We start from the raw sequence: 21918 nt of genomic DNA, 5'->3' as shown, positions 1-21918 counted from the left end.
CGCCAATGGCCGCGGCGCCCTGCCTCGGCCGGCAGCAGCCCCAGGAGGAGAACATGCAGCGCAGACGTGCCGTCCGCGCGGCCGGGCTCGGCGTCGTGGGCGCCCTGGCCTTGGCCGGGTGCGCATCCGAGCCGCAGTCGGCGGGGGAGGCCTGGCATCAGGCCCGCACCCAGTTGGACGAGGCCGAGACCGTCCGACTCGAGACCGCCTACACCACCGGCCGTCAGGGCCCGCACTCGGTCCGCTGGGACATCGCCGGCCGGCTCGACGGCGGCGACGCCGAGTCGAAGGGCGTCATGCAGGTCGGCCGGGACTCACACATCACCATGGAGTCCCGCCAGGTCGGCGAGGATGTGTTCGTCCGGGTCGACGTGGACGGCTCCGACGTCCCGGACGACGTCCAGGTGATGTACTCCGACCCGCAGTGGCGCCGTGTCCCGGCCGGTGAGGGGCAGGAGCCGCCCCTGAAGGCCCTCCTCGACCAGGTGGGCTTCCCCGCGGCGGACGCCCTCGACGGCGCCCAGGTGCGCGCCGAGGAGGTCGACTGGGACGGCGGCACGGCCTACCGCTATGCCGTGCCCGAGGAGGTCGCCGACGCGGCGATGGCCGAGGGCGACGCCACCCGGGTGCACTCCTTCACGGTGGACGACGACGGCGAGCTGGTCGCGCTCACCGTCGACGACGGCCGGGCCACCCAGCAGTACGCCCTGAGCGACTGGAACCAGATCGAGCCGGCCGAGGCGCCGGAGGAGGTGGCCGAGTGAGGCAGCGCCAGACCCAGACCCGCCGCACCCGCCGCGGCCTGTCCCTCGCCGCCGTCGGGGCGGCCGCCCTGCTGCTGACCGGCTGCGCCTCGGGCGACGACGCCCCCGGCGCCTGGGACCGCGCCCGCACCCAGCTCGAGGAGGCCGACTCCGTCCGCATGGTCACCGAGCTGCGGTCCGAGGCCCCGAGCAACGGCCGCGCGGTCCCGGACTCGGTGGACATCTCCGGTCCCGTGGACGGCTCGTCCATGCGGTACGTGTCCGTGTACCAGGACGACGGCCTGATCACCCGGGACGAGTCCCGGATCGTGGACGGCACCGCGTACTCCCGATTCACGGTGGAGCGCGCCGGCGCGAGCGGCGAGGACCGCCCCGCCTATGTGGAGCGCTGGACCGCCACCCCGTACGAGAGCGATCCCCGCGCCACCGGCATGGGCGCGATGGTGAGCTCGCTGCTGGGCTCCCTGCCGGAGTCGGGCGGCCTGGACGACGTCGAGGCGGACGCGGACGGCATCCGCCGCAGCGGTCAGGACGCGATCCGCTACGTGCTGGACGAGCCCGTCTCGGGCCCGCAGGAGGGCGTGGCGCTGACCGCGTTCACGGTGTCCAAGGAGGACGGCCGCCTGCTCACCGTGGAGACCGAGTCCGCCGGCACGAAGGCCGTGGTGACCCTCTCCGAGATGGGCGAGGTGGATCCGGTGCAGGCCCCGCCGGCCGACGAGGTCCTGAAGCAGGACGGCTGACCCGGCCCACGACGACGGCGGCCCGCCTCCCCGAGGGGAGGCGGGCCGCCGTGTCTGCGCGGGTCAGCGCGTCAGCGGACCCTCGTCACCCAGCGGGGTGGACGGGTCCGAGACGGTGTCCGGCTCGGCACCGTGGCGGGCCGCCGAGGTGACGTTGTCGTTGTTGGACTCGGTCACGCGATCTTCGCGGACGTCGTTCTTCTTGTCGTTGCCCTGCATGGCATCCTCCACCTTCGTCGTGGCCTTCTGCACCGGATCGGACTTCTTCACCTCAGCGAACTTCTGCTGGGCGGTCTCCTGGACCTGGCCGACCTTCTCCTGGGTCTTGGGGTCGTTCCAGAGCTTCTGGGCGTTCTGGGTCATCTTCTCGAGGTTCTTGCGGCCCTCGGCGGAGCCGAGCAGGTAGCCGAGTGCGGCGCCGAGGCCCAGGGTGATGAGGCGCATGGGTGGTCTCCTTCGTGTGTCGGGACCGCGTCGACCCTCTTGGACGGGCCGGGCGGCGCGCTGGCGCGCTGTCCTGGGATCACTCTGGTCACCGGAGCCCGCCGCGTCAACGGTTGAGGCGCACGGCCGCGCGAGGGTCGGGGGCGTTCGTCCCCGCCGTCCCGTCCCACGACGACGGCCGCCCACCCCCGGGGGTGAGCGGCCGTCGTCGTGCCGGGGCCCGTGGGGCCACGGGGTCAGCCGAAGTGCTTCGGCAGGGTGGCCTCCCAGGCCTCGCGCAGCTCCGTGATCGGCAGGGTGAAGGCGTCCTGGACCTCGAGGGCCGCGGAGTCGGCGTCCACCACGCCGATGCGCACGGCCGCGTAGCCGCGGGCCGTGGTCATGTCGGTGAACCGGACCTCCTCGGTGCGGGGCACGGCCACGACGGCGCGCGCCTGCGTCTCGGAGAACAGCGCGGTGAACAGGTCCACGCCGTCGCGGCGCAGCACCTCGTCCAGCACCACGCGGGCGCCCACGCCGAAGCGCAGCACCATCTCGGACAGGGTGGCCGCGAGGCCGCCGCCGGAGACGTCGTGGGCGGCGTCGATCATGCCGTCCCGGGACATGTTGACCAGCAGCTCGCCGAGCAGGCGCTCCTTCTTCAGGTCGACCTTCGGGGGCAGGCCGCCGAGGTGGCCGCGCAGGCGCGCGAACTCGGAGCCGTCCAGCTCGTCCGCGGTCTCGCCCAGCAGGTAGATCGCCTGGCCGTCCGCGTCCGGGGCGAAGCCGGACGGGGTGCGGCGCAGGACGTCGTCGAGCTGGCCGAGCACCGCCACCGTGGGGGTGGGGTGGATCGGGGTGCTGCCCGTCTGGTTGTACAGGGACACGTTGCCGCCGGTCACCGGGATGCCGAGGGTCTGGCAGCCGTCCGCCAGGCCGCGCACGGCCTCCGCGAACTGCCACATCACGTCCGGGTCCTCGGGGGAGCCGAAGTTCAGGCAGTCGGAGACGGCCAGGGGCACGGCCCCGGCGGTGGTGACGTTGCGGTACGCCTCGGCCAGGGAGGCCTGCGCGCCCGTGTACGGGTCCAGGTAGGTGAACCGGTCGTTGCAGTCCGTGGCCAGGGCCACGCCCATGCCGGTCTCCTCGTCCACGCGCACCACGCCCGCGTCGTCCGGGGCCGCCAGGGCGGTGTTGCCGCGGACGTAGCGGTCGTACTGGCGGGTGATCCAGGAGGTGTCCGCCAGGTTCGGGGAGCTCATCAGCTCCACGACGGCGGCGCGCAGCTCCTCGCCCGTGGCGGGCAGGTGCTGACCGGCCTCGGAGGAGCGGAACGTGTCCGCCTGGAGCTCGTCCTGCCAGGCCGGACGCGCGTACGGGCGCTCGTAGACCGGGCCGTCGTGGGCCACGGTGCGCGGGTCCACGTCGACGATGACCTCGCCGTCCCAGGTGATGATCAGGCGGCCGTCACCGGTGACCTCGCCCAGCCACGAGTACTCGACGTCCCACGTGGCCATGACGGCCTCGAACGCGGCGACGTTCTCCGGCGTCACCACGGCCATCATGCGCTCCTGCGACTCGGACATGAGGATCTCGCCCGGGGTCAGCGTGGAGTCGCGCAGCAGCACGTCCGTCAGCTCCACGCGCATGCCGCCCTCGCCGTTGGACGCGAGCTCGGAGGTGGCGCAGGAGATGCCGGCGGCGCCGAGGTCCTGGATGCCCTCGACGAGGGAGTCGCGGAACAGCTCGAGGCAGCACTCGATGAGCACCTTCTCGGAGAAGGGGTCACCGACCTGCACCGAGGGGCGCTTGGCGGGCTTGCCGTCGCCGTCGAAGGACTCGGAGGCCAGCACGGAGGCGCCGCCGATGCCGTCACCGCCGGTGCGGGCACCGAACAGGACCACCTTGTTGCCCACGCCGGAGGCGTTGGCCAGGCGCAGGTCCTCGTGCTTGAGCACGCCCACGGCGAGGGCGTTGACGAGCGGGTTGCCCTGGTAGATCGGGTCGAAGCGGGTCTCGCCGCCGATGTTCGGCAGGCCCAGGGAGTTGCCGTAGCCGCCGATGCCGGCCACCACGCCGTGGAACACGCGGGCGGTGTCCGGGTGGTCGATCGCGCCGAAGCGCAGCGGGTCCATCACGGCCACCGGGCGGGCGCCCATGGAGATGATGTCGCGCACGATGCCGCCGATGCCCGTGGCCGCGCCCTGATAGGGCTCCACGTAGGAGGGCGAGTTGTGGGACTCGACCTTGAACGTCACGGCCCAGCCGTCACCGAGGTCGGTCACGCCGGCGTTCTCGCCGATGCCCACCATCATGTGCTGCTTCATCTCGTCGGTGAGCTTCTCGCCGAACTGGCGCAGGTGCACCTTAGAGGACTTGTACGAGCAGTGCTCGGACCACATGACCGAGTACATGGCCAGCTCGGCGGCGGTGGGTCGGCGGCCGAGGATCTTCTTGATCTCGGCGTACTCGTTCTCCTTCAGGCCCAGCTCGGCCCAGGGCTGCTCGACGTCCGGCGTCGCCTGGGCGTCCGCGACCGTCTCGATGTTGAACTGCTGGCTCATGCATGGCCTCCACGGCTGGCGAGGGTGGTCAGGACGGAGGTGAAGAAGCCGAGGCCGTCCACGCCGGAGCGGGGGCCGGCGGCGGTGTCCGGGCCGAAGCCCGGCTCCACGGCGTGCTCCGGGTGCGGCATCAGGCCGACGACGTTGCCGGCCGGGTTCGCGATGCCCGCGATGTCCCGGCGCGAGCCGTTCGGGTTCCAGCCCTGATAGCGGAACACCACGCGGCCCTCGGCCTCGAGGGCGTCGAGGGTCGTCTCGTCCGCCACGTACTGGCCGTCCTGGTTCTTCAGGGGCACGGTGATGGTCTGGCCCTGCTCGAAGTCGCGGGTCCACACGGTGTCCGCGCTCTCCACGACCAGCTCCTGGTCGCGGCAGATGAAGTGCAGGTGGTCGTTCTTGATCATCGAGCCCGGCAGCAGGTGTGACTCGGTGAGGATCTGGAAGCCGTTGCAGATGCCGAGCACCGGCAGGCCGTCCGCCTCGCCCTCGGGGCCGCCGGCCGCCGTCGCCACCGCGTCCATCATGGGGGCGAAGCGCGCGATCGCGCCGGCGCGCAGGTAGTCGCCGTAGGAGAAGCCGCCCGGGATCACGACGGCGTCCACGCCGGCGAGCGTCCGCTGCGGGTCCGCGTCGGCGTGCCACAGGGAGACGGGCTCGGCGCCGGCCAGGCGGACGGCGCGCAGCGCGTCCACGTCGTCCAGGGTGCCGGGGAAGGTGATGACGCCGATGCGCGCGCCGCTGAGCGGCGTCGTCGGCGTCGAGTAGTCGCCGATGAGGGGGAGCTCGGTCATCGGGCGCCCTCGGCCTCGTCCAGGACGGCCACGTTCACGACGTCCTCGATGACGGGGTTGGACAGCATCTCCTCGGCGGCCGTGCGCGCCTGGGCGAGGATCTCGTCGGTGACCTCGCCCTCCACGGTGAGCTCGAACCGCTTGCCCTGGCGGACCTGGCTGAACTCGGTGAAGCCGAGGCGGGGCAGGGCCCCGTTGATCGCCTTGCCCTGCGGATCGAGGATCTCGGGCTTGGGCATGACGTCGACGACGATGATGGGCATGAACACGCTCCTGGGTGCGGGACGATGCCGCGGAGCAGGAGGGTGTGATGCCGTCTCACGCCCGGCCCGGGGCGCTCCGCGTGCTTGCCCGTCCAGTCTACTCGGCCGCCCGGACGCGGGATCGTGGGTGTGATGGGGGCGGCACGCGGCAGCCGGCCCGGCGTAGCCTGGCGGCATGAGACCTCAGCAGACCCGTGTGTCCCCGCTCGGCCGACGCCGGCCGATCAGCCCGCTCGGCCCCGCGCTGCTCGCCGCGGCGGCCGGCGTCGTGCTGACGGGAGTGCGCCGCATCACGGCCCGCTCCGCCCGGCGTCGCGCGACCGGACGCCCGCGTCGGTGACCCGTCCCGAGCCCTGCCCCTGCGGGTCCGGAGCCGGGCTCGCGGCGTGCTGCGGTCGCCTGCAGGCGCGTTTCGCCCAGGACGGCGCCCTGACCGCGCCCACCGCCGAGGCGCTCATGCGCTCCCGGTACACGGCGTTCGCGCGGCTGGGCGAGGCCGGGCCGGCAGAGGTCCGGGCGATGGCCGACTACCTCGCCGCGACCTGGGCCCCCGAGCATCGACCCACCGCGGCCGAGCTGCTGCCGGCCGCGGGGGAACCGGCGCCGCGGTTCACCCGCCTGGCGGTGCTGGACGTGCGGGACGGCGGGCCGTTCCAGGACGCCGGGACCGTGGAGTTCGTGGCCGTCGGCACGGGGGCCGAGGGGCGGTTCCGACTCCATGAGGTCAGCCGGTTCCGCCGTGAGGACGGGATCTGGCGCTACGTTAACGGCGACGTGCGCTGAGGCCGGGGCGGCGCGTCGGACGGCGGCCGGCAGTGACGCGTCAGAAGGCGGAGAAGATCCCGGCGCCCACGCTGAGGACCAGGCCCAGGATGGCGATCCACGCCACCAGGGTGACGATCGGGCGGGGGCGACGCGGGGCGCCGTCGTGCCAGTCCACGCCCTCCAGCTCCGGAGGGGTGCGCAGCTCTCGATCCATGGCCCCAGCCTCTCATGCCCCACGCCGCCCCGGGCCCAACGCGGGTTGACTTGTCACGGGTGCTGGGCGCCTGGACCCGCGAGAACTCAACCCGCGTTGCCGTCCGGGGTGAACAGGTCCTCGATCCGCCGCCCGAACACGGCCGCGAGGCGGAAGGCGAGCGGGAGCGAGGGGTCGTAGCGGCCCTTCTCGAGGGAGATGACGGTCTGCCGGGAGACGCCGAGCTCGTCGGCGAGCCGCTGCTGCGACCAGCCGAGGCGGGCACGCTCGTCGGGGATGGTGTTCTCCACGGCTCAGCCCCGGCGCTTCTGGAGCGCGTAGCGGACGGCCACCGAGGCGCCCGCGAAGAGGAGCAGCCCGGCGCCCACGAGGGGGAGGCTGGGCTGCCACCCCGCCAGGGCGACGACGAACGTGCCCAGGCCCAGCACCACGAGCAGGTCGCCGAACGCGCCGGACTGCGCCTTCTCGAGCCACCGGCCTTCGATGGTCTCCTCGGTGTCCCGGACGGCGCCGCGCAGGGTGGTGCGGTCCACGAGGAACAGCCAGGCGAGGGCTGCGCCGACCGGGAGCGCCGACGCCGCCATGACCGCGCCCGTGACCGCCGGGAAGCGGGGACCGGCGTCGCCCTGGCTCGAGGCCAGACCGTAGGACGCGGCCCCGATCAGCAGGGCGATGACGACGCCGGCCACGAGGCTGACGAGGATCAGTCGCCCGGACCCGCCGCCCAGACGGGCGGAGCGGCCCCAGCGGGGGCGGCGGTCGCGGGCGAGGTCGGTGGTGGTGTGCGGCGTGGTGGCCATGGCGGTCCCTCCGGGGCGGGGCCGGGGTTTGTCCCCGTCGTGTGAAGCAAGCTTGACAGTAAAGAGAGTTTGACGTCAAGTCTGCTTGACGGTGGCCCGACAGGGCGGCGGCGGAGCTGGGCCTCGCCGTGGACGCCTCCACCGCCGCCCACGATGCTGGCCGCATGGCCTTCGAGGTGCACCCGCTCACCGCCGACCGCTTCGACGACTTCGCGCACGTCGTCAACCCGAACCGCCGCGCCACGCACTGCTGGTGCCTGTCCCCCCGGCTCTCAGCGCCGCAGAGGCACGCGCCCGGCGACCCCCGCGAGGACACCATGCGGGCGCTCGCTGCGGGGGAGCCTGCGCCCGGCGTCGTCGGTACTCGGACGGCGAGCCCGTCGCGTGGTGCAGCATCAGCCCGCGCAGCGCGATCCCGCGGCTCGTGATGCGACACATCCGCGGGTGACCCGGCCCTCCGCCGTCCGTCCGCCCGTCCGGCCAACGCGGGTTGACTTGTCGCGGGTCTGGGCGGTGAATACCCGTGACAAGTCAACCCGCCTTGCCCGGGGTGCCGCGCCCTTGGCTCGAGTGGAGTCGTCCCCGCCCGCCCCGGCCCGTTCCTGAGGAGCCGCCATGTCCCTCCGTCTCTCTCACACCACGTGGGACGCGCTGGACCCCCACGCCATCGCCGAGTTCTGGCGCGCGCTGCTCGGCTGGGAGGTCGACGAGCCTCACCTCTACCGCCCGGGGTCGGACGAGTGCTCACTCGTCGGCCCTGACGGGCAGGTCGTCCTCTTCTTCCGCGTCCCGGACGCCAAGCGCGTGAAGAACCGCGCCCACATGGACCTGCGCGCGGCCGCCGGCTCGACGCGCGACGCCGAGATCGAGCGGGCGCTCGCCCTCGGCGCCGCGATGGTCGACGACCGCCGCGTCGACCTCGGCTGGGCCGTCCTCGCCGACCCCGAGGGCAACGAGTTCTGCATCCTCGACGGCTGAGCCGACCCCACGACGGCCCGGCGTCTCCGCGGGGGAGTCGCCGGGCCGTCGGGGCGGACCGGGTACCGGGTGCCCGGGCCGTCCGCGGCGGCGGTGGTGTGGCGGGAGTGGTTCGCGGTCATGGGGCCCTCCTGTGGTCGATGCCCTGGGCAGGTGGCCCGGCCCGCCTCGGAGGCCCTGGGGGCGTCCGACCGGACGTTGTGAAGCAAGCGTGACAGTCAAGTGACCTTGTCGTCAAGGGAGCTTGACGCCGGGGCCCGCACGAACTCCTCCCACGTCATGGGCGGGGTCAGCCCGAGCCAGGCCGGTTCGAGACGGAATCCGAGGGCCGCGTTCATCCGCAGGGACGCCGCGTTGGCCTCGGCACCGCCGGTGCCCCACTCGCGCCCACCGCGGGCATGGGTCGCCAGGACAGTCGCCGCCTTGACGGCCTTCGCCACGCCACGGTTCTCGTGCTCGGACGCGACCGCGGTGCGGTCGACCTCCCACCGGTCAGGGGAGCGGAACGTCAGGGTGAATCCGATGAGCACGCCTCCCTCGAAGGCCCCCACGGCGAGCCCCTCTGGGGTGGACATTCGGGCCTCGAGGTCGTCCGGCAGCGGCTCGTGACGGGAGCCGTCGGTGTGCGGGAACCGGGGAGCCGCTTCCTCGTCGAGGGCGCGCAGGGCAGGCAGGTCGACGGCGGTCAGTCTCCGGACCTCGATTCCCCGCGCTTCGGCCGCCGCGACGTGGCCACGGTAGGGCGCCAGGTCGGCGTCGTCGTCGAGGTGGAGGCGCGCGCCCCAGGAGCGGGAGCGCACGCTCCACCCGGCGTCGAGCAGCGCGGCGGCCTCGGCCGAGTCTTCGCGGTGCACGCGGGCGTCCGCCCGTGGGTCGGTCACGGGGGTGAGCATCGACCACGGGATGCGCCCGGAGACGGCCTTGCCCGGATAGACGTGCGGGAACTCGGCCGAGTGGGGATCGGAGGGGTCTCCCGGCTCACGCCGCACCCGCAGGCCGGCCCCGGCCAGTTCGTCCTCGTCCAGGCCGACGACGAACGCGTCCGGCCGGTCCGGGTAGATCGCCGCGCCGACCATTCCCACCTGGGCGGCGTCGTCGGAGGCGTGGAGGAAGCCGACGTCGTCGATCGAGGCGCCGCGCGTCGATGCCGTGTAGCGGCCGGTGCGACGCGCGGCGGCCCAGTCCTCCGGGAGGGTGATGTGCAGGATCATGGCGCGAGGCTATCGGCCTCGGCGTCGACGCCACCCCTCCGGCTGCCCATCGCGGGTTGAGTTATCGGGGGTGTGGGGCGGCGGCACCCGCGACAACCCAACCAGCGTTGCAGGGCCGCCCCGGGCGCGACGACGGCCCGGCGTCTCCGCGGGGGAGTCGCCGGGCCGTCGGGGGCGAGCCGGGTGCCGGGGTGCCCGGGCCGTCAGTCCTCCAGGAAGGCCTCGACGTCCGGGGTCACCGCGCGGGAGTCGATCAGCTGACGCTCGATCGCGTCGTGGGTGATCCGGTTGGCCTCGCGCACGGCGTCGGTGCGCATCGAGATCTTGATGTCGCCCTTGTGCGTCGGGGTCCCGGCCACCTGGACCGGCTGGGTCTCGAGCGGCAGCGGGACGGCGTCGCACAGCGACTTCTCGGCCGGCTGGGCGCCGGTCAGGAAGTAGTCACGGATGGGCGCGTCCACGCACTCGGTGCGGTACGGGAACAGGCCGTGGGTGCCCTCGTTGTCCACGGAGATCAGGGACGTGTTGCGCAGCACGCCGGCGGCGCGGTGGCCGCCCTCGTACGGGGTCGCCGCGTCCAGCTCGGACTGCACGATCACGGTGTTCGGGGCGCCCTTGCCACCGGGCTGGGCGGGCATGGAGGTCTGGGCGGGCCAGTACATGCACTCCGACGGGCCCATCAGCACACCGATCCACGGGGCCTTGCGGCCGAGGTCGTCCACCCACGAGGTCCAGTATCCCTGCGAGGTGTTCCACTGGCCGTCCTGGCAGCGGATCGCCGAGAACGCGCCCTCGAAGGTGACGGCGTCACCGGCCTGGGTGGCGGCGACGAGCTGCTCGCGCTCGCCCACGGTCTCCAGGCCGCGGGCGGCGAAGCGGTCGAAGGAGTCGCGCTCCTCGGCCGGCAGCGACGCACGGGCCTCGGCCAGGATGCGCTCGATCTGGGTGCGCTGCCCCGCGGGGTCCGTGGCCGCGGCCTCGGACTCCATGATGCGGATGTAGGCGGCGATGACGGACCCGGCGTCGAGGTACTGGGACGTGTCGTACATGGCCGGCAGCAGGAACGAGCCGGCGACGATCATGCCGAGCTGGGTGCGGGTGCCGCCCACGTCCTCCCAGCGCTGCCGGATCTGCATCGGGTCGTCCCCGAGGCCGAAGATCTCGTCGTGCCGGGCCACGTAGGGGAGCATCGCGTCCTGGAACTGGCGGTCGCGGGAGCGCGGCTGCAGGTCCCAGGTGGTCTGGAGCCCGTCGCGGGAGATGTCGACGGCGGAGTCCAGCAGGAACCGGTGCGCGTGCTGGGGGAAGACGCGCTGGTACCAGCTGCCCAGCCACGTGCCGTACGAGTAGCCGATGTAGGAGGTCTTCTCCTCGCCCAGGACGGCGCGGATGAAGTCCATGTCGTACACGGTCTGCTCGGTGGTGATGTACGGGGTGAGCTCGTTCTCGAGGCAGGCGTCGACCTGGGCCTTCGTGTCCTGCCACACGTCGTGCTCGGGGTTCGGCGTGTAGGTGCACTCCAGGGCGGTGGACTGGCCCACGCCGCGGGGGTCGAAGCCGATGAAGTCGTACTGTTCCGCGAGCTCCGGGGCGCGCTCGGCCATGGCGGGGCCCCAGGGCAGGCCGGAGCCGCCCGGGCCGCCGGGGTTGACCAGCGCGATGCCCTGGCGGTCGGGGTTGCCCTTCGAGGTCTCGGTCTTGGCCACGCGCAGGGTGATGGTGTGGCCGTCCTCGGGGTTCTTCCAGTCCCGCGGCACCGTGACGTCGGAGCACGCGGTGCCGGGGATCGCGTTGAACCGGGCGTTGAGGCTCTCGCTGCCGAAGTCGCAGGCCTCCCAGTCCAGCGTCTGGCCCACGAGGTGCGGCGCGAGCGCGGCGGCGTCGTTGACCTTGTTGCCGCGCGTGGCGGAGAGGTCGTTGGAGCGGGCCTGGCCCTGCGATGCGGACCCGTTGCCGTTGCCGTTGCCGGTGCCCGGCGCGGAGAGCGCGGGGGCGGCGGCCGCGACGGCGAGCGAGACGGCCGCGACGGCGGCGGCGAGCGTGGTGCGGCGGCGAGCTGGAACGGTTCTGGTCACGTCAGGTCCTCGAGTCGTTCGGCGCGGAGAGGGCCGGGGCGGTCACCGGATGACGCGAGTGATGCGCCTCACAGCCTGTAGAGCGGCCATCCTAATCATGGACGTGCGCTGGAAGTCCACTCGGCGTCCGGCCCGGTCCCAGGGGCCGCCCCCACGGCCTCGTCCAGCACCGCCAGCAGCCGCACCCGCAGCGCCTGCCCCCGCTCGGCGAACTCGCGCTGCCGCCGCGCGTACTCGGCACGCCCGGTCGGCTCCTCGATCCGCACGGCCGCGTAGCCGCCGCACCCGTCGGAGAGGTCGTCCACCCCGGTCAGGTCGTACGGCGAGGCCTCCATGTCCAGCCGGCGGATGTCCCACGCGAGGTCGAAGCAGTCCGCGAGCAGGCCCGAGGCGACCACCGGCACCAGCTTGTACGCCCACTTGTACAGGTCCATCCCCGCGTGCAGGCAGCCGGGCTGTTCCATCTCCCGCATCCCGGCGCGCGTGGGCAGGACGCCGTCGTCGCCCTCGTTGCGGTCGCGGGCCTCGGGCGCGAAGAACCGGAACGCGTCGAAGTGCGTGCACCGGATCCGCGAGCCCTCCACCACCGCGTCCGTCCCCTCGGCCCCGAGCCGCAGCGGCAGCTGGGAGTGCCGCACCCCGTGCACGTCCGAGCGGTACGCCATCGCCCACTCGTGCAGCCCGAAGCAGCCCAGGCGCGGCGCCCGCTCCGCCGTGCGCGCGAGCAGTTCCCGGGTGAACGCCACCCCCGACGCGCGGTCGGCCAGCACCGCCGCCACGTCCACCAGCCAGCCGCCCACCGGGTGGCCGTCGACGACGGCGCCCGGCACCTCACCGGCCTCGACGCGCCGGTAGTGCTTCCATTCGGCCCGCGGGGTCGTGCCCAGCTCGGCCGCCTCGGCGCGAGCCGCGGCGCCGTCGTCGTCCGCGAGGAGGACCCCCGGCCCGGGGTGCCAGCGCTGCAGCGCGGCGGGGGAGTGCGTGTAGTAGCCGAAGAGGAAGTCCTGCACCGGGTGCTTCTCGCCGCGCATTCGCAGGGCCACCAGCGGGTCCGTGCGTCGGGCGATGCGCTCGCGGTGCGCCCGCGCGTGGGCCCGCCACACGTCGGCGGGCAGGGCGACGACGGCGGTCGGCGGGGGCGCGGGGGCGGTGCGTGGCTCGGGCATGGCCCCACCATCCTCCCCCGTGGCGCTCCTCGGGAGCGAGCGGGTCCGCGACGCCGACGCGGGGAGCGCACTCCGGCGGCCCCAATTCGACGGTCCTGGACGTTGCCTGGCAAAGATCTGGTCAAACGCCCTACCGGACGGTAGATTGCACATGTCTCGCTGTGGTGCCCATCACATGGGCGCCGATCTCCCCGTCCCCCGGCGTCATCCCCGCCGGCGTGCCACGGGTGAGAGCTGGGCGGACCTTGATGAGAAAGGCGGAGGCAATGCCTCAGAACCCCACCCCTGCCCGGCGCCGTCGGGCCCTGGCCGCGGCCGTCGCCGGCGCGAGCCTCGTGGCCGCTCCCGCGCTCGCGGTGTCGGCCACCGCCGTCGAACTGCCCGACGGCAGCACCGTCTCCAGCCCGCAGGGCGAGGTGCAGGTCCAGCAGCAGTTCGAGGACGGCCGCTACTTCGTGGTCCTGAAGGACCAGCCGTCGGTGACCGCCCCCGAGGCCGGCGCCGTTCCGGGCGCCGCCCCGAAGGCGAAGTTCGACCCCTCGCACCCGCGCGTGAAGAACTACGAGGCCAAGCTCCAGCGCCAGCAGGCGAAGGTCGCGAAGACCCACGGCGCCAAGGCCGAGATCTCCTTCCAGCGCGCCGTGAACGCGTTCGTCGCCGAGCTGACCGCCGAGGAGGCCCAGGCGATCGCGAAGGACCCGGCCGTGCTCGGCGTCGCACCGGACGAGCAGGTGGCCCCGGACTACAGCTCCACCGAATTCCTCGGCCTGCCCGGCAAGAAGGGCACCTGGAAGTCCGTGTACGGCAAGGCCGAGAACGCGGGCAAGGGCGTGGTGGTCGGCGTCATCGACTCCGGCATCCACCCGGACAACCCGTTCATCGACGGTCAGCCCGTCCAGCCGCTCAAGGGCAAGGCCAAGGTCGGCGTGCCGTACCGCACCGCGGACGGCCAGATCGCCGTGCTCAAGGCGGACGGCACCACCGCCACGGCCGAGTGCGAGACCGGCCCGGACTTCCCGGCGTCGTCGTGCGACTCCAAGCTGATCGGCGCCTACGCCTTCTCCGACGACTTCGAGCGCTTCGTCCCGGTGGACGAGCGGGCCCCGGAGGAGCGCATCTCCCCGCTGGGCGTGTTCTCCCACGGCACCCACGTGGCCACCACCATCCTCGGCAACACCGGGGTGGAGCAGACCATCGACGACGACTCCTTCGGCGAGGGCGCGGGCGTGGCCCCGGCCGCCCACCTGATCTCCTACAAGATCTGCTGGGAGGACACCGACCCGAACACCGGCGGCTGCTACACCTCCGCCTCCGTGGCCGCCGTCGAGCAGGCCATCGAGAACAACGTGGACGTGCTGAACTACTCGATCTCCGGCTCCAACACCTCGATCGTGGACCCGGTGGCCATGGCCTTCAAGTCCGCCGCCGAGGCCGGCATCTTCGTGGCCGCCTCCGGCGGCAACTCCGGCCCCGGCCCGAACACCGTGAACCACGGCTCCCCGTGGCTGACCACCGTGGCCGCGGAGACGTTCTCCAACGAGCTCACCGCCACCGTGCAGTTCTCCGACGGCACGCAGCTCCGGGGCGCCTCCTCGGCCCGCACCGGCGTGGGCCCGGCCGAGGTCATCCACGCGTCCGAGGTCGCCGCCGGCGACGCCGAGGCCGCGCGTCTCTGCCTGCCCGGCGGGCTCACCGAGGAGGCCGCCGGCAAGATCGTGCTCTGCGAGCGCGGCGGGAACGCCCGCACCGAGAAGTCGCAGGTGGTGGAGGAGGCCGGCGGCGTCGGCATGATCCTCGTGAACACCCCGTCCGGCTCGCTGGACGCGGACATCCACGCGGTGCCGACCGTGCACATGAACGACAACGGCGTGATCGAGAAGGTGAAGTCCTCCGACCTCACCGCCACGATCGTCCCGGGCGACACCACCGGCCTGCCGGAGGACCCGCTGCCCCAGATCGCCGGCTTCTCCTCCCGCGGCCCGGCCAACGCCGTGAACCAGGAGCTCCTGAAGCCCGACCTCGCCGCCCCCGGTGTGAACGTGATCGCCGGCGTCTCCCCGCTGGACCCCGACTACCACGGCAACACGTTCGGCCTGATGTCCGGCACGTCCATGGCCTCGCCGAACCTGGCCGGCATGGCCACGCTGCTGATCGGCAAGTACCCGGCCTGGTCCCCGATGGCCGTGAAGTCCGCCCTCATGACCACCGCCGGCGACGTGTACAACGCCGACGGCACCGTGAACACGGACAACTTCGCCACGGGTGCCGGCTCCGCCGATCCGGCCGCCGCCGCCCGTCCGGGCCTGGTCTACGACTCCGGCAAGGAGCAGTGGGACGCGCTGCTGCGCGGCGACATCGCCGGCCGTGACGTGAACGTCCCGTCCCTGGCGATCCCCGACGTCGTCGGCTCGGCCACCGTGACCCGCACCGTGACCGCCCTGGAGAACGGCCGCTGGCGGTTCTCTGCGAACGTGCCCGGCTTCGAGGTGACCGCCTCCCCGGCCGTGCTGGACCTGAAGGCCGGCCAGTCCGCCGACGTCGAGCTGACCGTCACCCGCACCGACGCCGCCGTGAACACCTGGACCCACGGCTCCATGTCCTGGACCACCGCCAAGGGCAAGGCCGTCCCGGAGGTGACCTCCCCGGTCACCGTGAAGGCGAAGTCCGCGACCGTCACCTCCGCCGTCGAGGGCTCCGGCGCCACCGGCTCCGCCGACGTGGAGATCACCCCCGGCGTGACCGGTGAGCTGACCCCGCAGGTCCTGGGCCTGGGCAAGGTGGACTCCACCGTGGCCGCCGCCACCGCGAGCAACTCGCTCGAGTCCAGCGCACTGGCCGTGTCCACGGTGACCGTGGAGGAGGGCACCCAGTCCCTGGTGGCCTCGATCAACGCGGGCGCCGCCGGCGCCGACTGGGACCTGTACGTGATCACCCCCGAGGGCAAGCAGCTCTCCCGGGCGACCGCGGACGAGTCCGAGACGCTGACGATCGCCGACCCCGCCCCGGGCGCCTACACCGTGGTCGGCCACCTGTACGCGGCCAACGGCGGCAAGGACACCGGCACCCTCGAGACGCTCAAGCTGCGCGAGGACGCGGGCAACCTCACGGTCTCCCCGAACCCGGTGCCCGTGACCTCGGGCAAGGCCACCGAGGCGACCCTCTCCTGGTCCGGCCTGACCTCGGGCACCTGGAAGGGCCTCGTCACCTGGGACGCGGGCATCACGACCGACGTGACCGTCCAGGTCCCGTGACCGCCGACCCCCTCCGTCCTCGCTGACGGAACGGGAGGAACCGCCCGCACGACGCCGGCCCCGCACCTTCACGCTGAAGGTGCGGGGCCGGCGTCGTTGGTGGGTGGGGCAGCGGCGGGTGCGGCGTCAGCGGCCGGTGCCGCCGTAGACCGTGGCCTCCTCCTCGGCGTCGAGGCCGAAGGCGGCGTGCACGGCGCGGACGGCGTCGTCGAGCTTGCTCTCGGCGGTGACCACGGAGATGCGGATCTCCGAGGTGGAGATGAGGTCCACGTTCACGCCGGCGTCGGCGAGGGCCTTGAAGAAGGTGGCGGAGACGCCCGGGTTGGAGCGCATGCCCGCGCCGATCAGCGAGAGCTTGCCGATCTCCGGGTCCGAGACGATGTCCTGGAAGCCGATCCGGTCCTGGGCGGCGCGCAGGGCGGCCATGGCGTCCTTGCCCTCCACGATCGGCAGGGTGAAGGAGATGTCCGTGCGACCCGAGCCCTCGCGGGAGATGTTCTGCACGATCATGTCGATGTTCACGTTGGACACGGCGATCACGCGGAAGATCTCGGCGGCCTTGCCGGGCACGTCGGGGACGCCGACGATCGTGACCTTGCCCTCGGAGCGGTCGTGGGCGACGCCGGAGACGATGGGCTGTTCCATGGGAGCGCCTTCCTGAAGGGTGATGGTGTCGTTCGGGTCGGGCATGATCCAGGTGCCCTCATGGTCGGAGAAGGAGGAGCGCACGTGCAGCGGCACGCCGAAGCGGCGCGCGTACTCCACGGAGCGCAGGTGCAGCACCTTGGATCCGGAGGCCGCCATCTCGAGGGTCTCCTCGGAGGAGAGCTCGGTGAGCTTGCGGGCGGTCGGCACGACGCGCGGGTCGGCCGAGTAGACGCCGTCCACGTCCGTGTAGATCTCGCACACGTCCGCGCCGAGCGCGGCGGCGAGGGCGACGGCCGTGGTGTCCGAGCCGCCGCGGCCCATGGTGGTGATGTCCTTGGACTCGGGGCTCATGCCCTGGAACCCGGCCACGATGGCCACGCGGCCGGCGTCGAGGGCCTCCTGCACGCGGTGGGGGTTGACCTTGACGATCCGGGCCCGGCCGTACGAGGTGTCCGTCAGCATGCCGGCCTGGGAGCCGGTGTAGGAGCGGGCCTCGACGCCCTCGGCGTGGATCGCCATCGCCAGCAGGGACATGGAGATGCGCTCGCCGGCCGAGAGCAGGATGTCCATCTCGCGCGCGGGCGCGTCCTGCGTGAGCTCGGCGGCGAGGTCGAGCAGCTCGTCCGTGGTGTCGCCCATGGCCGAGACCACGACGCACACGCGGTTCCCGGCCCGGACCGTGTTCGCGACGCGGCGGGCCACGCGCTGGATGCCGGCGGCGTCGGCCACGGAGGAGCCGCCGAACTTCTGGACGATGAGACTCATGGGTCGCTCCGGACGGGGTCGAGGGTCGGTTCGGGCCAAGTCTAGGGGCGCGCACCCGCGCGGGTCCGCCAGGTGAACCCCTGTTCCGGATGCTGGACCCGGCGCCCGCGGCCGGCCATGACGACGGCGCCCGCGGCCCCGCCTGCGACCCCGGTCGGGCTGGGATCGGCGCCGGGATCATCCCCCGGGTGGATCCGCGTCCGTGCACGGCGCGGCAAGGATGGGGCCATGACCGCTCCAGCACCCCCGCCCGCCTCACCCGTCCTGGGGGTGGCCGCCCACGACGGGATCGTGGCCCACGGCCTCGCCCGCTCGTTCGGCGCCGTCCATGCGGTGCGGGACGTCTCCCTCACCGTGCCCACCGGCTCCGTGACGGCCCTCGTCGGCCCGAACGGCTCGGGCAAGACCACGCTCCTGCTGATCCTGGCCACCCTGCTGCGCCCGGACGCCGGCGCCGTGTCCGTGGCCGGGGTGGACGCGGTGCGCGAGCCCGTCGAGGCCCGGCGGCGGCTCGGCTGGATGCCCGACACCCTGGGTGTGTGGGAGGAGCTGACCTGCCACGACATCCTCGCCAGCCTGGGCCGGCTCTACGGCATGGGGAAGGCGGAGGCGTCGGCACGCGCGGACGAGCAGCTCGCGTGGGTCGAGCTCACGGAGTTCGCCCACCGGCCCGCCCGCGTGCTCTCCCGCGGCCAGCAGCAGCGCCTGTCCCTGGCTCGGGCCACCGTGCACCGGCCCTCCGTCCTGCTCCTGGACGAACCCGCCAACGGCCTCGACCCGGCCGCCCGCATCCGGCTGCGGGACGACCTGCGCGCCATGGCCGCAGCCGGCACCGCCGTGCTCGTCTCCTCCCACGTGCTCGCCGAGCTCGAGGAGATGTCCGACCGCGCCGTGTTCCTCCATGAGGGCGCCACGGTGGCCACCCAGGAGTTCCGCGCCGCCGACGACCTCGCCCGCCCCTACCGGATCGCCGGACCCGATCCGACGGCCCGGGACACCCTCGTCCGCGCCCTCGAGACCCGCGGCCTGACCGTCACCGCGGCCACCGGCGCCGGCGCGGGCCAGCGTCGGGACGGCGTCGTGGTGCAGCTGCGGGGCGAGGCCGCCGCGGCCGCGCTGCTCGCGGACCTCGTGCGCGAGGGTGTGCTCGTCAGCCACTTCGCCCCGGAGGGCTCCCGCCTCGAGAACGCCTACCTGGGCCTCCATCTGGAGGGCCCCCGCACCGAAGGAGACCGGCCGTGAGCACCGCCGTCGCGACCTCGATCCACGACCGCCGCCCGCCGCAGCCGCAGCCGGGGGGACGCCTCGGCGCGGCCCAGGCCGTGGCCACCGTGGTGGGCATGGAACTGCGTCAGCGGCTGCGCTCGCGCGGCTGGTACGTGCTGTTGGGCGTCTTCTTCGTGGTGGTGGGGGCGGTGACCCTCGGCGCCCTCGGGCTGCGAAGCCTGGGCGTGACGGAGATGGAGGCGTCCGGCCTGGAGCCGGAGCTGGCGGAGCAGCAGATGCGCGCCCTGGGGCGGACGCTCTTCGACGGCGTCCTGCTCTTCGTTCTCACCCTCTCGCTGCTGGTCTCGCCCGCCCTGGCGGCCAACGCGATCTCGGGCGACCGTGCCGGCGGCACCCTGGCCATCACCCAGGTCACGCTGCTGCGGACCGGGCACCTGATGGCGGGCAAGTGGCTGGCCGCGTGGATCGCCTCCGCCGCGTTCCTCGCGGCCGCGCTGCCGTGGCTGGCGGTCGCAGCCGTGGTGGGGCGCGTGTCCCCGTGGGCCGTGCTGGTGGGGCTCGTGATGATCCTCGTGGAGTTCGGCATGATCGCGGGGATCGGCGTGGCCGTCTCGGCGATCGCCGGGCGCACGCTGTTCGCCGTCGTGGTGACGTACCTGATCGTGGCGGCGCTGACGATCGGCACCCTGGTGGCCTTCGGGCTGTCCCTGCAGTTCCTGCAGACCGAGGTGCGGGCCAACGACGCCGAGTACGGCTCCATGACGGCGGAGCCGTTCACCGAGGCGGAGCTCGAGAAGATGACCCCGGAGGAGGCGGAGCAGGCCTGGGCCGAGTGGGAGGCGGCGCACCCGGAGCTGTACGACGGGATCGCCGACCGGTGCGTCGGCCCGGTGACCACCCGGACGATCCCCGACCCGCGGCGCAGCGGATGGCTGCTCGCGGCGAACCCCTACGCCGTGCTCGCGGATGCCTCCCCCTGGGAGGGCGGGCTCCTCGAGGACGGGACCCGGGCGGAACCCGGGCCGCTCAACCTGCTGTCCGTGGGCCTGCGCTGGACCCAGCGCGACCCCGTCCGGGACGTCGAGTGCCTCGACGGCGAGCTGCGCGGTCTCGACAGCACCGGCGTGCCGGACCGGCAGGGCACCTGGCCGGTGTGGCCGCTCGGCCTGGCGATGCAGGGTGTGCTGGTGGCCGGGCTGGGCTGGTGGGGCCACCGTCGCCTGGACACTCCGGCCGGGCGGCTGCCCGCCGGCACGCGCGTGGCCTGAGCCGGGCCGGCGTCGGGCGGGGCCTGCTCGACGCCGGCCGGTGTCAGCCGCTGATCAGGCGGCGTCCCTCGAAGGCGCGGCCGAGGGTGACCTCGTCCGCGTACTCGAGGTCCCCCCCGACGGGCAGACCGGAGGCCAGGCGCGTGACGCGGATGCCCGTGGCGCCGAGGAGCCGGCCGAGGTAGGTGGCCGTGGCCTCGCCCTCGAGGTTGGGATCCGTGGCGAGGATGACCTCCTGCACGGCCTCGTCCTGCAGCCGGGTGAGCAGCTCGCGGACGTGCAGCTGCTCGGGGCCGATGCCGGCGATCGGGTTGATGGCCCCGCCGAGCACGTGGTACCGGCCCTGGAAGGCGCGGGTGCGCTCCATGGCCATGACGTCCTGCGACTCCTCGACGACGCAGATCTGGGAGCGGTCCCGGCGTTCATCCCGGCAGAGCGAGCACACCTCGTCCTCGGAGACGTTGAAGCAGACCGAGCACAGCCGCACCCTGTCCTTGACCGTGCGGATGGCGTCCGCGAGCCGCAGCATGTCCTCCCGGTCCGCCTCCAGCATGTGGAAGGCGATGCGCTGGGCGGACTTCGGCCCGATGCCCGGCAGGCGGCCGAGCTCGTCGATCAGGTCCTGCACCGCGCCCTGGTACATCCGTCTCCCTCGTCCGATGGTGGGTCTCGTGGGGCGTGCGCCCCGACGCGGCGCCGTGGTCCGGCGCCGCGTCCATCATGCCCGCGGCCCCGGACGGCGTACGGGTGCGTTCGCCTCAGGCGTCGTTCGGGCGTTCCTCGAGCAGACGGCCGCCGAGCACCCGTTCGACGACGGCCCGGCCCACGAGGCCCGAGTCCTCGAGCGGGACGTCGTCGTCGCTGGCGACCTCGTCCTCCCACCCCACCCCGGACGTCGCCGGGGCGGCGGGGCCGGTGTCGGCGGGCCGGGCCGGGCCGCGACCCTGGGCGGCCTCGCGGGCGGCACGGATGGCCGCGGCCCGCGCGTCCAACGACGGCAGCGCCGAGGCGCCCCCGGCGGGCTCGGCGTCGGCGGGGCGCGCCCCGAGCGAGGCCGCGCTCGGCCGCCCCCCGGCGGGGGAGCCCGGCGTGGCGTCCAGGTCGGGGCCGCCGGGAGCGCCGGGGCCGCCGCCCGTCCCGCTGCCGCCGCTCGAGCCCGCGTTCACCGGAGGCTCGAGGGGCCCTCCGGCCCGCAGCCGCTCCATGAGCCGCGGGTACATGCTCGCCGGATGGCCCGAGCCCGGGAAGTCCGAACCGGTCGGGCCGGAAGCCGCGCGCGGCGCGGCGTCCGCGTCGTCGGCGGGCACGCCCGGGTCAGGGGTCGCGTCGGCCGTGGGCGCACCCGTGGGGCGCCGCTGCTCGTCCGAGGACGGGCCGGCGCCCGAGGCGGCCGGGTGGGGATCGCGTCGCTCCGTGGCCGCTGCGTCGTCGTCCGGGGCGGGCGACGGCGTGGCAGGCCGGGCGGAGTCACCGTCCGCGGCCGCGCCCGCGCCGTCGTCGAAACCGGCGGGACGGGTCGCGCCGAAGCGCTTCGCGAACTCCGCGCGCAGCTCCGCCTCCGGACGGGCGAACACGGGGATCGAGTGCTCCTCCTCGCGGACCAGCGGCCCCGGGTCGTAGGCCCGACGGACCTCCTCGGCGCTCGGCTCGCTCTCGCCGGGGGTCGGGGCGTCGGGCCGGACCGAGGAGTCCTGGCCGGCGTCCGGCGCGGCGCCGCCGGGGGCCGGTGCGGCCTGCGGCGGCGCGCCCCAGTCCTCGACCGACGGCACGGGGCCGTCCCAGCCGGCGGCGCCGACGGGCCGCTCCTCGGCGTCGCGGGCCGGCGGGGTCCAGCCCTCGGGGCCGTCCGAGTCGTCCTGTTCCGCGTCCGGGTCGAACGCGGGCAGCGAGTCCCACGGGTCCTCCTCGGGCGGGGGAGCGTCGTCCCAGGCGGGCGGCTCCTCGTCCGGGCCGCCCCAGCCGTCCGCCGGCGGGGCGGGGGCGGGCGTCGTCGACGACGTCG

At 73.8% G+C, this 21918-nt stretch carries 20 protein-coding genes and 1 pseudogene; 8 read left to right on the top strand and 13 right to left on the bottom strand.

What is annotated here, in order from left to right; translation table 11 throughout:
• The first annotated feature begins 5 nt into the window (after positions 1-5).
• Both QL983_RS03120 and QL983_RS03115 read left to right on the top strand, forming a co-directional pair.
• On the top strand, positions 6-764 hold the full coding sequence (locus QL983_RS03120; RefSeq protein ID WP_129866812.1) for a Tat (twin-arginine translocation) pathway signal sequence: 759 nt from the start codon (positions 6-8) through the stop codon (positions 762-764).
• On the top strand, positions 761-1507 hold the full coding sequence (locus tag QL983_RS03115) for a hypothetical protein (protein ID WP_129866811.1): 747 nt from the start codon (positions 761-763) through the stop codon (positions 1505-1507). Before QL983_RS03120 ends, QL983_RS03115 begins: the two co-directional genes overlap by 4 nt.
• Before the next feature lie 63 nt (positions 1508-1570).
• Here QL983_RS03115 and QL983_RS03110 read toward each other — a convergent pair whose 3' ends face one another.
• From QL983_RS03110 to purS, 4 genes are all read right to left on the bottom strand, one after another.
• Positions 1571-1951 (bottom strand): YtxH domain-containing protein, encoded by a 381-nt coding sequence (locus QL983_RS03110; protein ID WP_020621439.1) that lies wholly within the window; start codon positions 1949-1951, stop codon positions 1571-1573.
• 236 nt (positions 1952-2187) lie between these two features.
• The gene (gene purL / locus QL983_RS03105; RefSeq protein ID WP_144868688.1) at positions 2188-4494 is read right to left on the bottom strand and encodes a phosphoribosylformylglycinamidine synthase subunit PurL; all 2307 of its coding nucleotides are present in this window, start codon (positions 4492-4494) and stop codon (positions 2188-2190) included.
• Positions 4491-5285, bottom strand: a complete 795-nt coding sequence (gene purQ / locus QL983_RS03100; protein ID WP_129866809.1) for a phosphoribosylformylglycinamidine synthase subunit PurQ — start codon at positions 5283-5285, stop codon at positions 4491-4493. The genes purL and purQ overlap by 4 nt, the downstream gene beginning before the upstream one ends.
• Positions 5282-5548, bottom strand: coding sequence for a phosphoribosylformylglycinamidine synthase subunit PurS (gene purS, locus QL983_RS03095; protein WP_002856633.1), 267 nt, complete (start codon positions 5546-5548; stop codon positions 5282-5284). Before purS ends, purQ begins: the two co-directional genes overlap by 4 nt.
• 175 nt (positions 5549-5723) lie before the next feature.
• Here purS and QL983_RS03090 point away from each other — a divergent pair, with 175 nt between their 5' ends.
• Positions 5724-5888: a hypothetical protein gene (locus tag QL983_RS03090; protein ID WP_155643109.1), complete on the top strand. Its 165-nt coding sequence runs from the start codon at positions 5724-5726 to the stop codon at positions 5886-5888.
• Positions 5885-6331 (top strand): YchJ family metal-binding protein, encoded by a 447-nt coding sequence (locus QL983_RS03085; RefSeq protein WP_101967234.1) that lies wholly within the window; start codon positions 5885-5887, stop codon positions 6329-6331. Before QL983_RS03090 ends, QL983_RS03085 begins: the two co-directional genes overlap by 4 nt.
• A gap of 40 nt (positions 6332-6371) precedes the next feature.
• Here the strand turns inward: QL983_RS03085 and QL983_RS03080 are convergent, their stop codons facing one another.
• The 3 genes from QL983_RS03080 to QL983_RS03070 form a co-directional block, all read right to left on the bottom strand.
• Complete coding sequence (locus QL983_RS03080; protein ID WP_165381373.1) at positions 6372-6527, bottom strand: hypothetical protein; 156 nt, start codon at positions 6525-6527, stop codon at positions 6372-6374.
• An 86-nt stretch (positions 6528-6613) separates the two neighbouring features.
• The gene (locus tag QL983_RS03075) at positions 6614-6817 is read right to left on the bottom strand and encodes a helix-turn-helix transcriptional regulator (RefSeq protein ID WP_002856639.1); all 204 of its coding nucleotides are present in this window, start codon (positions 6815-6817) and stop codon (positions 6614-6616) included.
• A gap of 3 nt (positions 6818-6820) precedes the next feature.
• Entirely contained in the window at positions 6821-7327 is a 507-nt protein-coding gene (locus QL983_RS03070; protein WP_020621444.1) for a hypothetical protein, read from the bottom strand.
• A 615-nt stretch (positions 7328-7942) separates the two neighbouring features.
• Here QL983_RS03070 and QL983_RS03065 point away from each other — a divergent pair.
• Complete coding sequence (locus QL983_RS03065) at positions 7943-8305, top strand: VOC family protein (RefSeq protein WP_020621445.1); 363 nt, start codon at positions 7943-7945, stop codon at positions 8303-8305.
• A 218-nt stretch (positions 8306-8523) separates the two neighbouring features.
• On the opposite strand, the gene QL983_RS03060 is transcribed toward QL983_RS03065, so the two are convergent.
• The 3 genes from QL983_RS03060 to QL983_RS03050 all read right to left on the bottom strand — a co-directional run bounded on the left by QL983_RS03060 (position 8524) and on the right by QL983_RS03050 (position 12757).
• Positions 8524-9516: a GNAT family N-acetyltransferase gene (locus QL983_RS03060; RefSeq protein WP_061873246.1), complete on the bottom strand. Its 993-nt coding sequence runs from the start codon at positions 9514-9516 to the stop codon at positions 8524-8526.
• Positions 9517-9719: 203 nt separating this feature from the next.
• A complete protein-coding gene (locus QL983_RS03055; RefSeq protein ID WP_061867560.1) occupies positions 9720-11591 on the bottom strand; it encodes an alpha/beta hydrolase in 1872 nt (623 codons plus the stop codon).
• A 95-nt stretch (positions 11592-11686) separates the two neighbouring features.
• The gene (locus QL983_RS03050; protein ID WP_061867559.1) at positions 11687-12757 is read right to left on the bottom strand and encodes a hypothetical protein; all 1071 of its coding nucleotides are present in this window, start codon (positions 12755-12757) and stop codon (positions 11687-11689) included.
• A gap of 266 nt (positions 12758-13023) precedes the next feature.
• Between QL983_RS03050 and QL983_RS03045 the strand changes: the two genes are divergently transcribed.
• Positions 13024-16008 carry a S8 family serine peptidase gene (locus QL983_RS03045; RefSeq protein ID WP_061873247.1) on the top strand — a complete coding sequence of 995 codons (2985 nt, stop codon included), beginning with the start codon at positions 13024-13026 and terminating at the stop codon, positions 16006-16008.
• A gap of 126 nt (positions 16009-16134) precedes the next feature.
• Here QL983_RS03045 and QL983_RS03040 read toward each other — a convergent pair whose 3' ends face one another.
• Positions 16135-17421 (bottom strand): aspartate kinase, encoded by a 1287-nt coding sequence (locus QL983_RS03040; RefSeq protein ID WP_126860144.1) that lies wholly within the window; start codon positions 17419-17421, stop codon positions 16135-16137.
• 228 nt (positions 17422-17649) lie between these two features.
• Here QL983_RS03040 and QL983_RS03035 point away from each other — a divergent pair, with 228 nt between their 5' ends.
• Both QL983_RS03035 and QL983_RS03030 read left to right on the top strand, forming a co-directional pair.
• Positions 17650-18663 (top strand): ABC transporter ATP-binding protein, encoded by a 1014-nt coding sequence (locus QL983_RS03035; protein ID WP_061873249.1) that lies wholly within the window; start codon positions 17650-17652, stop codon positions 18661-18663.
• Entirely contained in the window at positions 18660-19916 is a 1257-nt protein-coding gene (locus QL983_RS03030) for a hypothetical protein (RefSeq protein WP_290151188.1), read from the top strand. The genes QL983_RS03035 and QL983_RS03030 overlap by 4 nt, the downstream gene beginning before the upstream one ends.
• A gap of 43 nt (positions 19917-19959) precedes the next feature.
• Here QL983_RS03030 and recR read toward each other — a convergent pair whose 3' ends face one another.
• On the bottom strand, positions 19960-20559 hold the full coding sequence (recR, locus tag QL983_RS03025; RefSeq protein ID WP_002856659.1) for a recombination mediator RecR: 600 nt from the start codon (positions 20557-20559) through the stop codon (positions 19960-19962).
• 115 nt (positions 20560-20674) lie between these two features.
• A pseudogene (locus QL983_RS03020) lies at positions 20675-21918 on the bottom strand (DNA polymerase III subunit gamma and tau); the annotation flags it as partial.

The organism is Micrococcus sp. APC 4021 (assembly GCF_030407635.1).
Lineage (GTDB): Bacteria > Actinomycetota > Actinomycetes > Actinomycetales > Micrococcaceae > Micrococcus > Micrococcus luteus.
This window is presented reverse-complemented; position numbering and strand designations above follow the sequence as displayed.

Bases quoted from the DNA above. Each gene is read 5' to 3' on its own strand.
- QL983_RS03120 (WP_129866812.1), top strand. From the start codon at position 6: ATGGCCGCGGCGCCCTGCCTCGGCCGGCAGCAGCCCCAGGAGGAGAAC.
- QL983_RS03110 (WP_020621439.1), bottom strand. From the start codon at position 1,951: ATGCGCCTCATCACCCTGGGCCTCGGCGCCGCACTCGGCTACCTGCTC.
- purL (WP_144868688.1), bottom strand. From the start codon at position 4,494: ATGAGCCAGCAGTTCAACATCGAGACGGTCGCGGACGCCCAGGCGACG.
- purQ (WP_129866809.1), bottom strand. From the start codon at position 5,285: ATGACCGAGCTCCCCCTCATCGGCGACTACTCGACGCCGACGACGCCG.
- purS (WP_002856633.1), bottom strand. From the start codon at position 5,548: ATGCCCATCATCGTCGTCGACGTCATGCCCAAGCCCGAGATCCTCGAT.
- QL983_RS03090 (WP_155643109.1), top strand. From the start codon at position 5,724: ATGAGACCTCAGCAGACCCGTGTGTCCCCGCTCGGCCGACGCCGGCCG.
- QL983_RS03080 (WP_165381373.1), bottom strand. From the start codon at position 6,527: ATGGATCGAGAGCTGCGCACCCCTCCGGAGCTGGAGGGCGTGGACTGG.
- QL983_RS03070 (WP_020621444.1), bottom strand. From the start codon at position 7,327: ATGGCCACCACGCCGCACACCACCACCGACCTCGCCCGCGACCGCCGC.
- QL983_RS03065 (WP_020621445.1), top strand. From the start codon at position 7,943: ATGTCCCTCCGTCTCTCTCACACCACGTGGGACGCGCTGGACCCCCAC.
- QL983_RS03060 (WP_061873246.1), bottom strand. From the start codon at position 9,516: ATGATCCTGCACATCACCCTCCCGGAGGACTGGGCCGCCGCGCGTCGC.
- QL983_RS03050 (WP_061867559.1), bottom strand. From the start codon at position 12,757: ATGCCCGAGCCACGCACCGCCCCCGCGCCCCCGCCGACCGCCGTCGTC.
- QL983_RS03045 (WP_061873247.1), top strand. From the start codon at position 13,024: ATGCCTCAGAACCCCACCCCTGCCCGGCGCCGTCGGGCCCTGGCCGCG.
- QL983_RS03040 (WP_126860144.1), bottom strand. From the start codon at position 17,421: ATGAGTCTCATCGTCCAGAAGTTCGGCGGCTCCTCCGTGGCCGACGCC.
- QL983_RS03035 (WP_061873249.1), top strand. From the start codon at position 17,650: ATGACCGCTCCAGCACCCCCGCCCGCCTCACCCGTCCTGGGGGTGGCC.
- recR (WP_002856659.1), bottom strand. From the start codon at position 20,559: ATGTACCAGGGCGCGGTGCAGGACCTGATCGACGAGCTCGGCCGCCTG.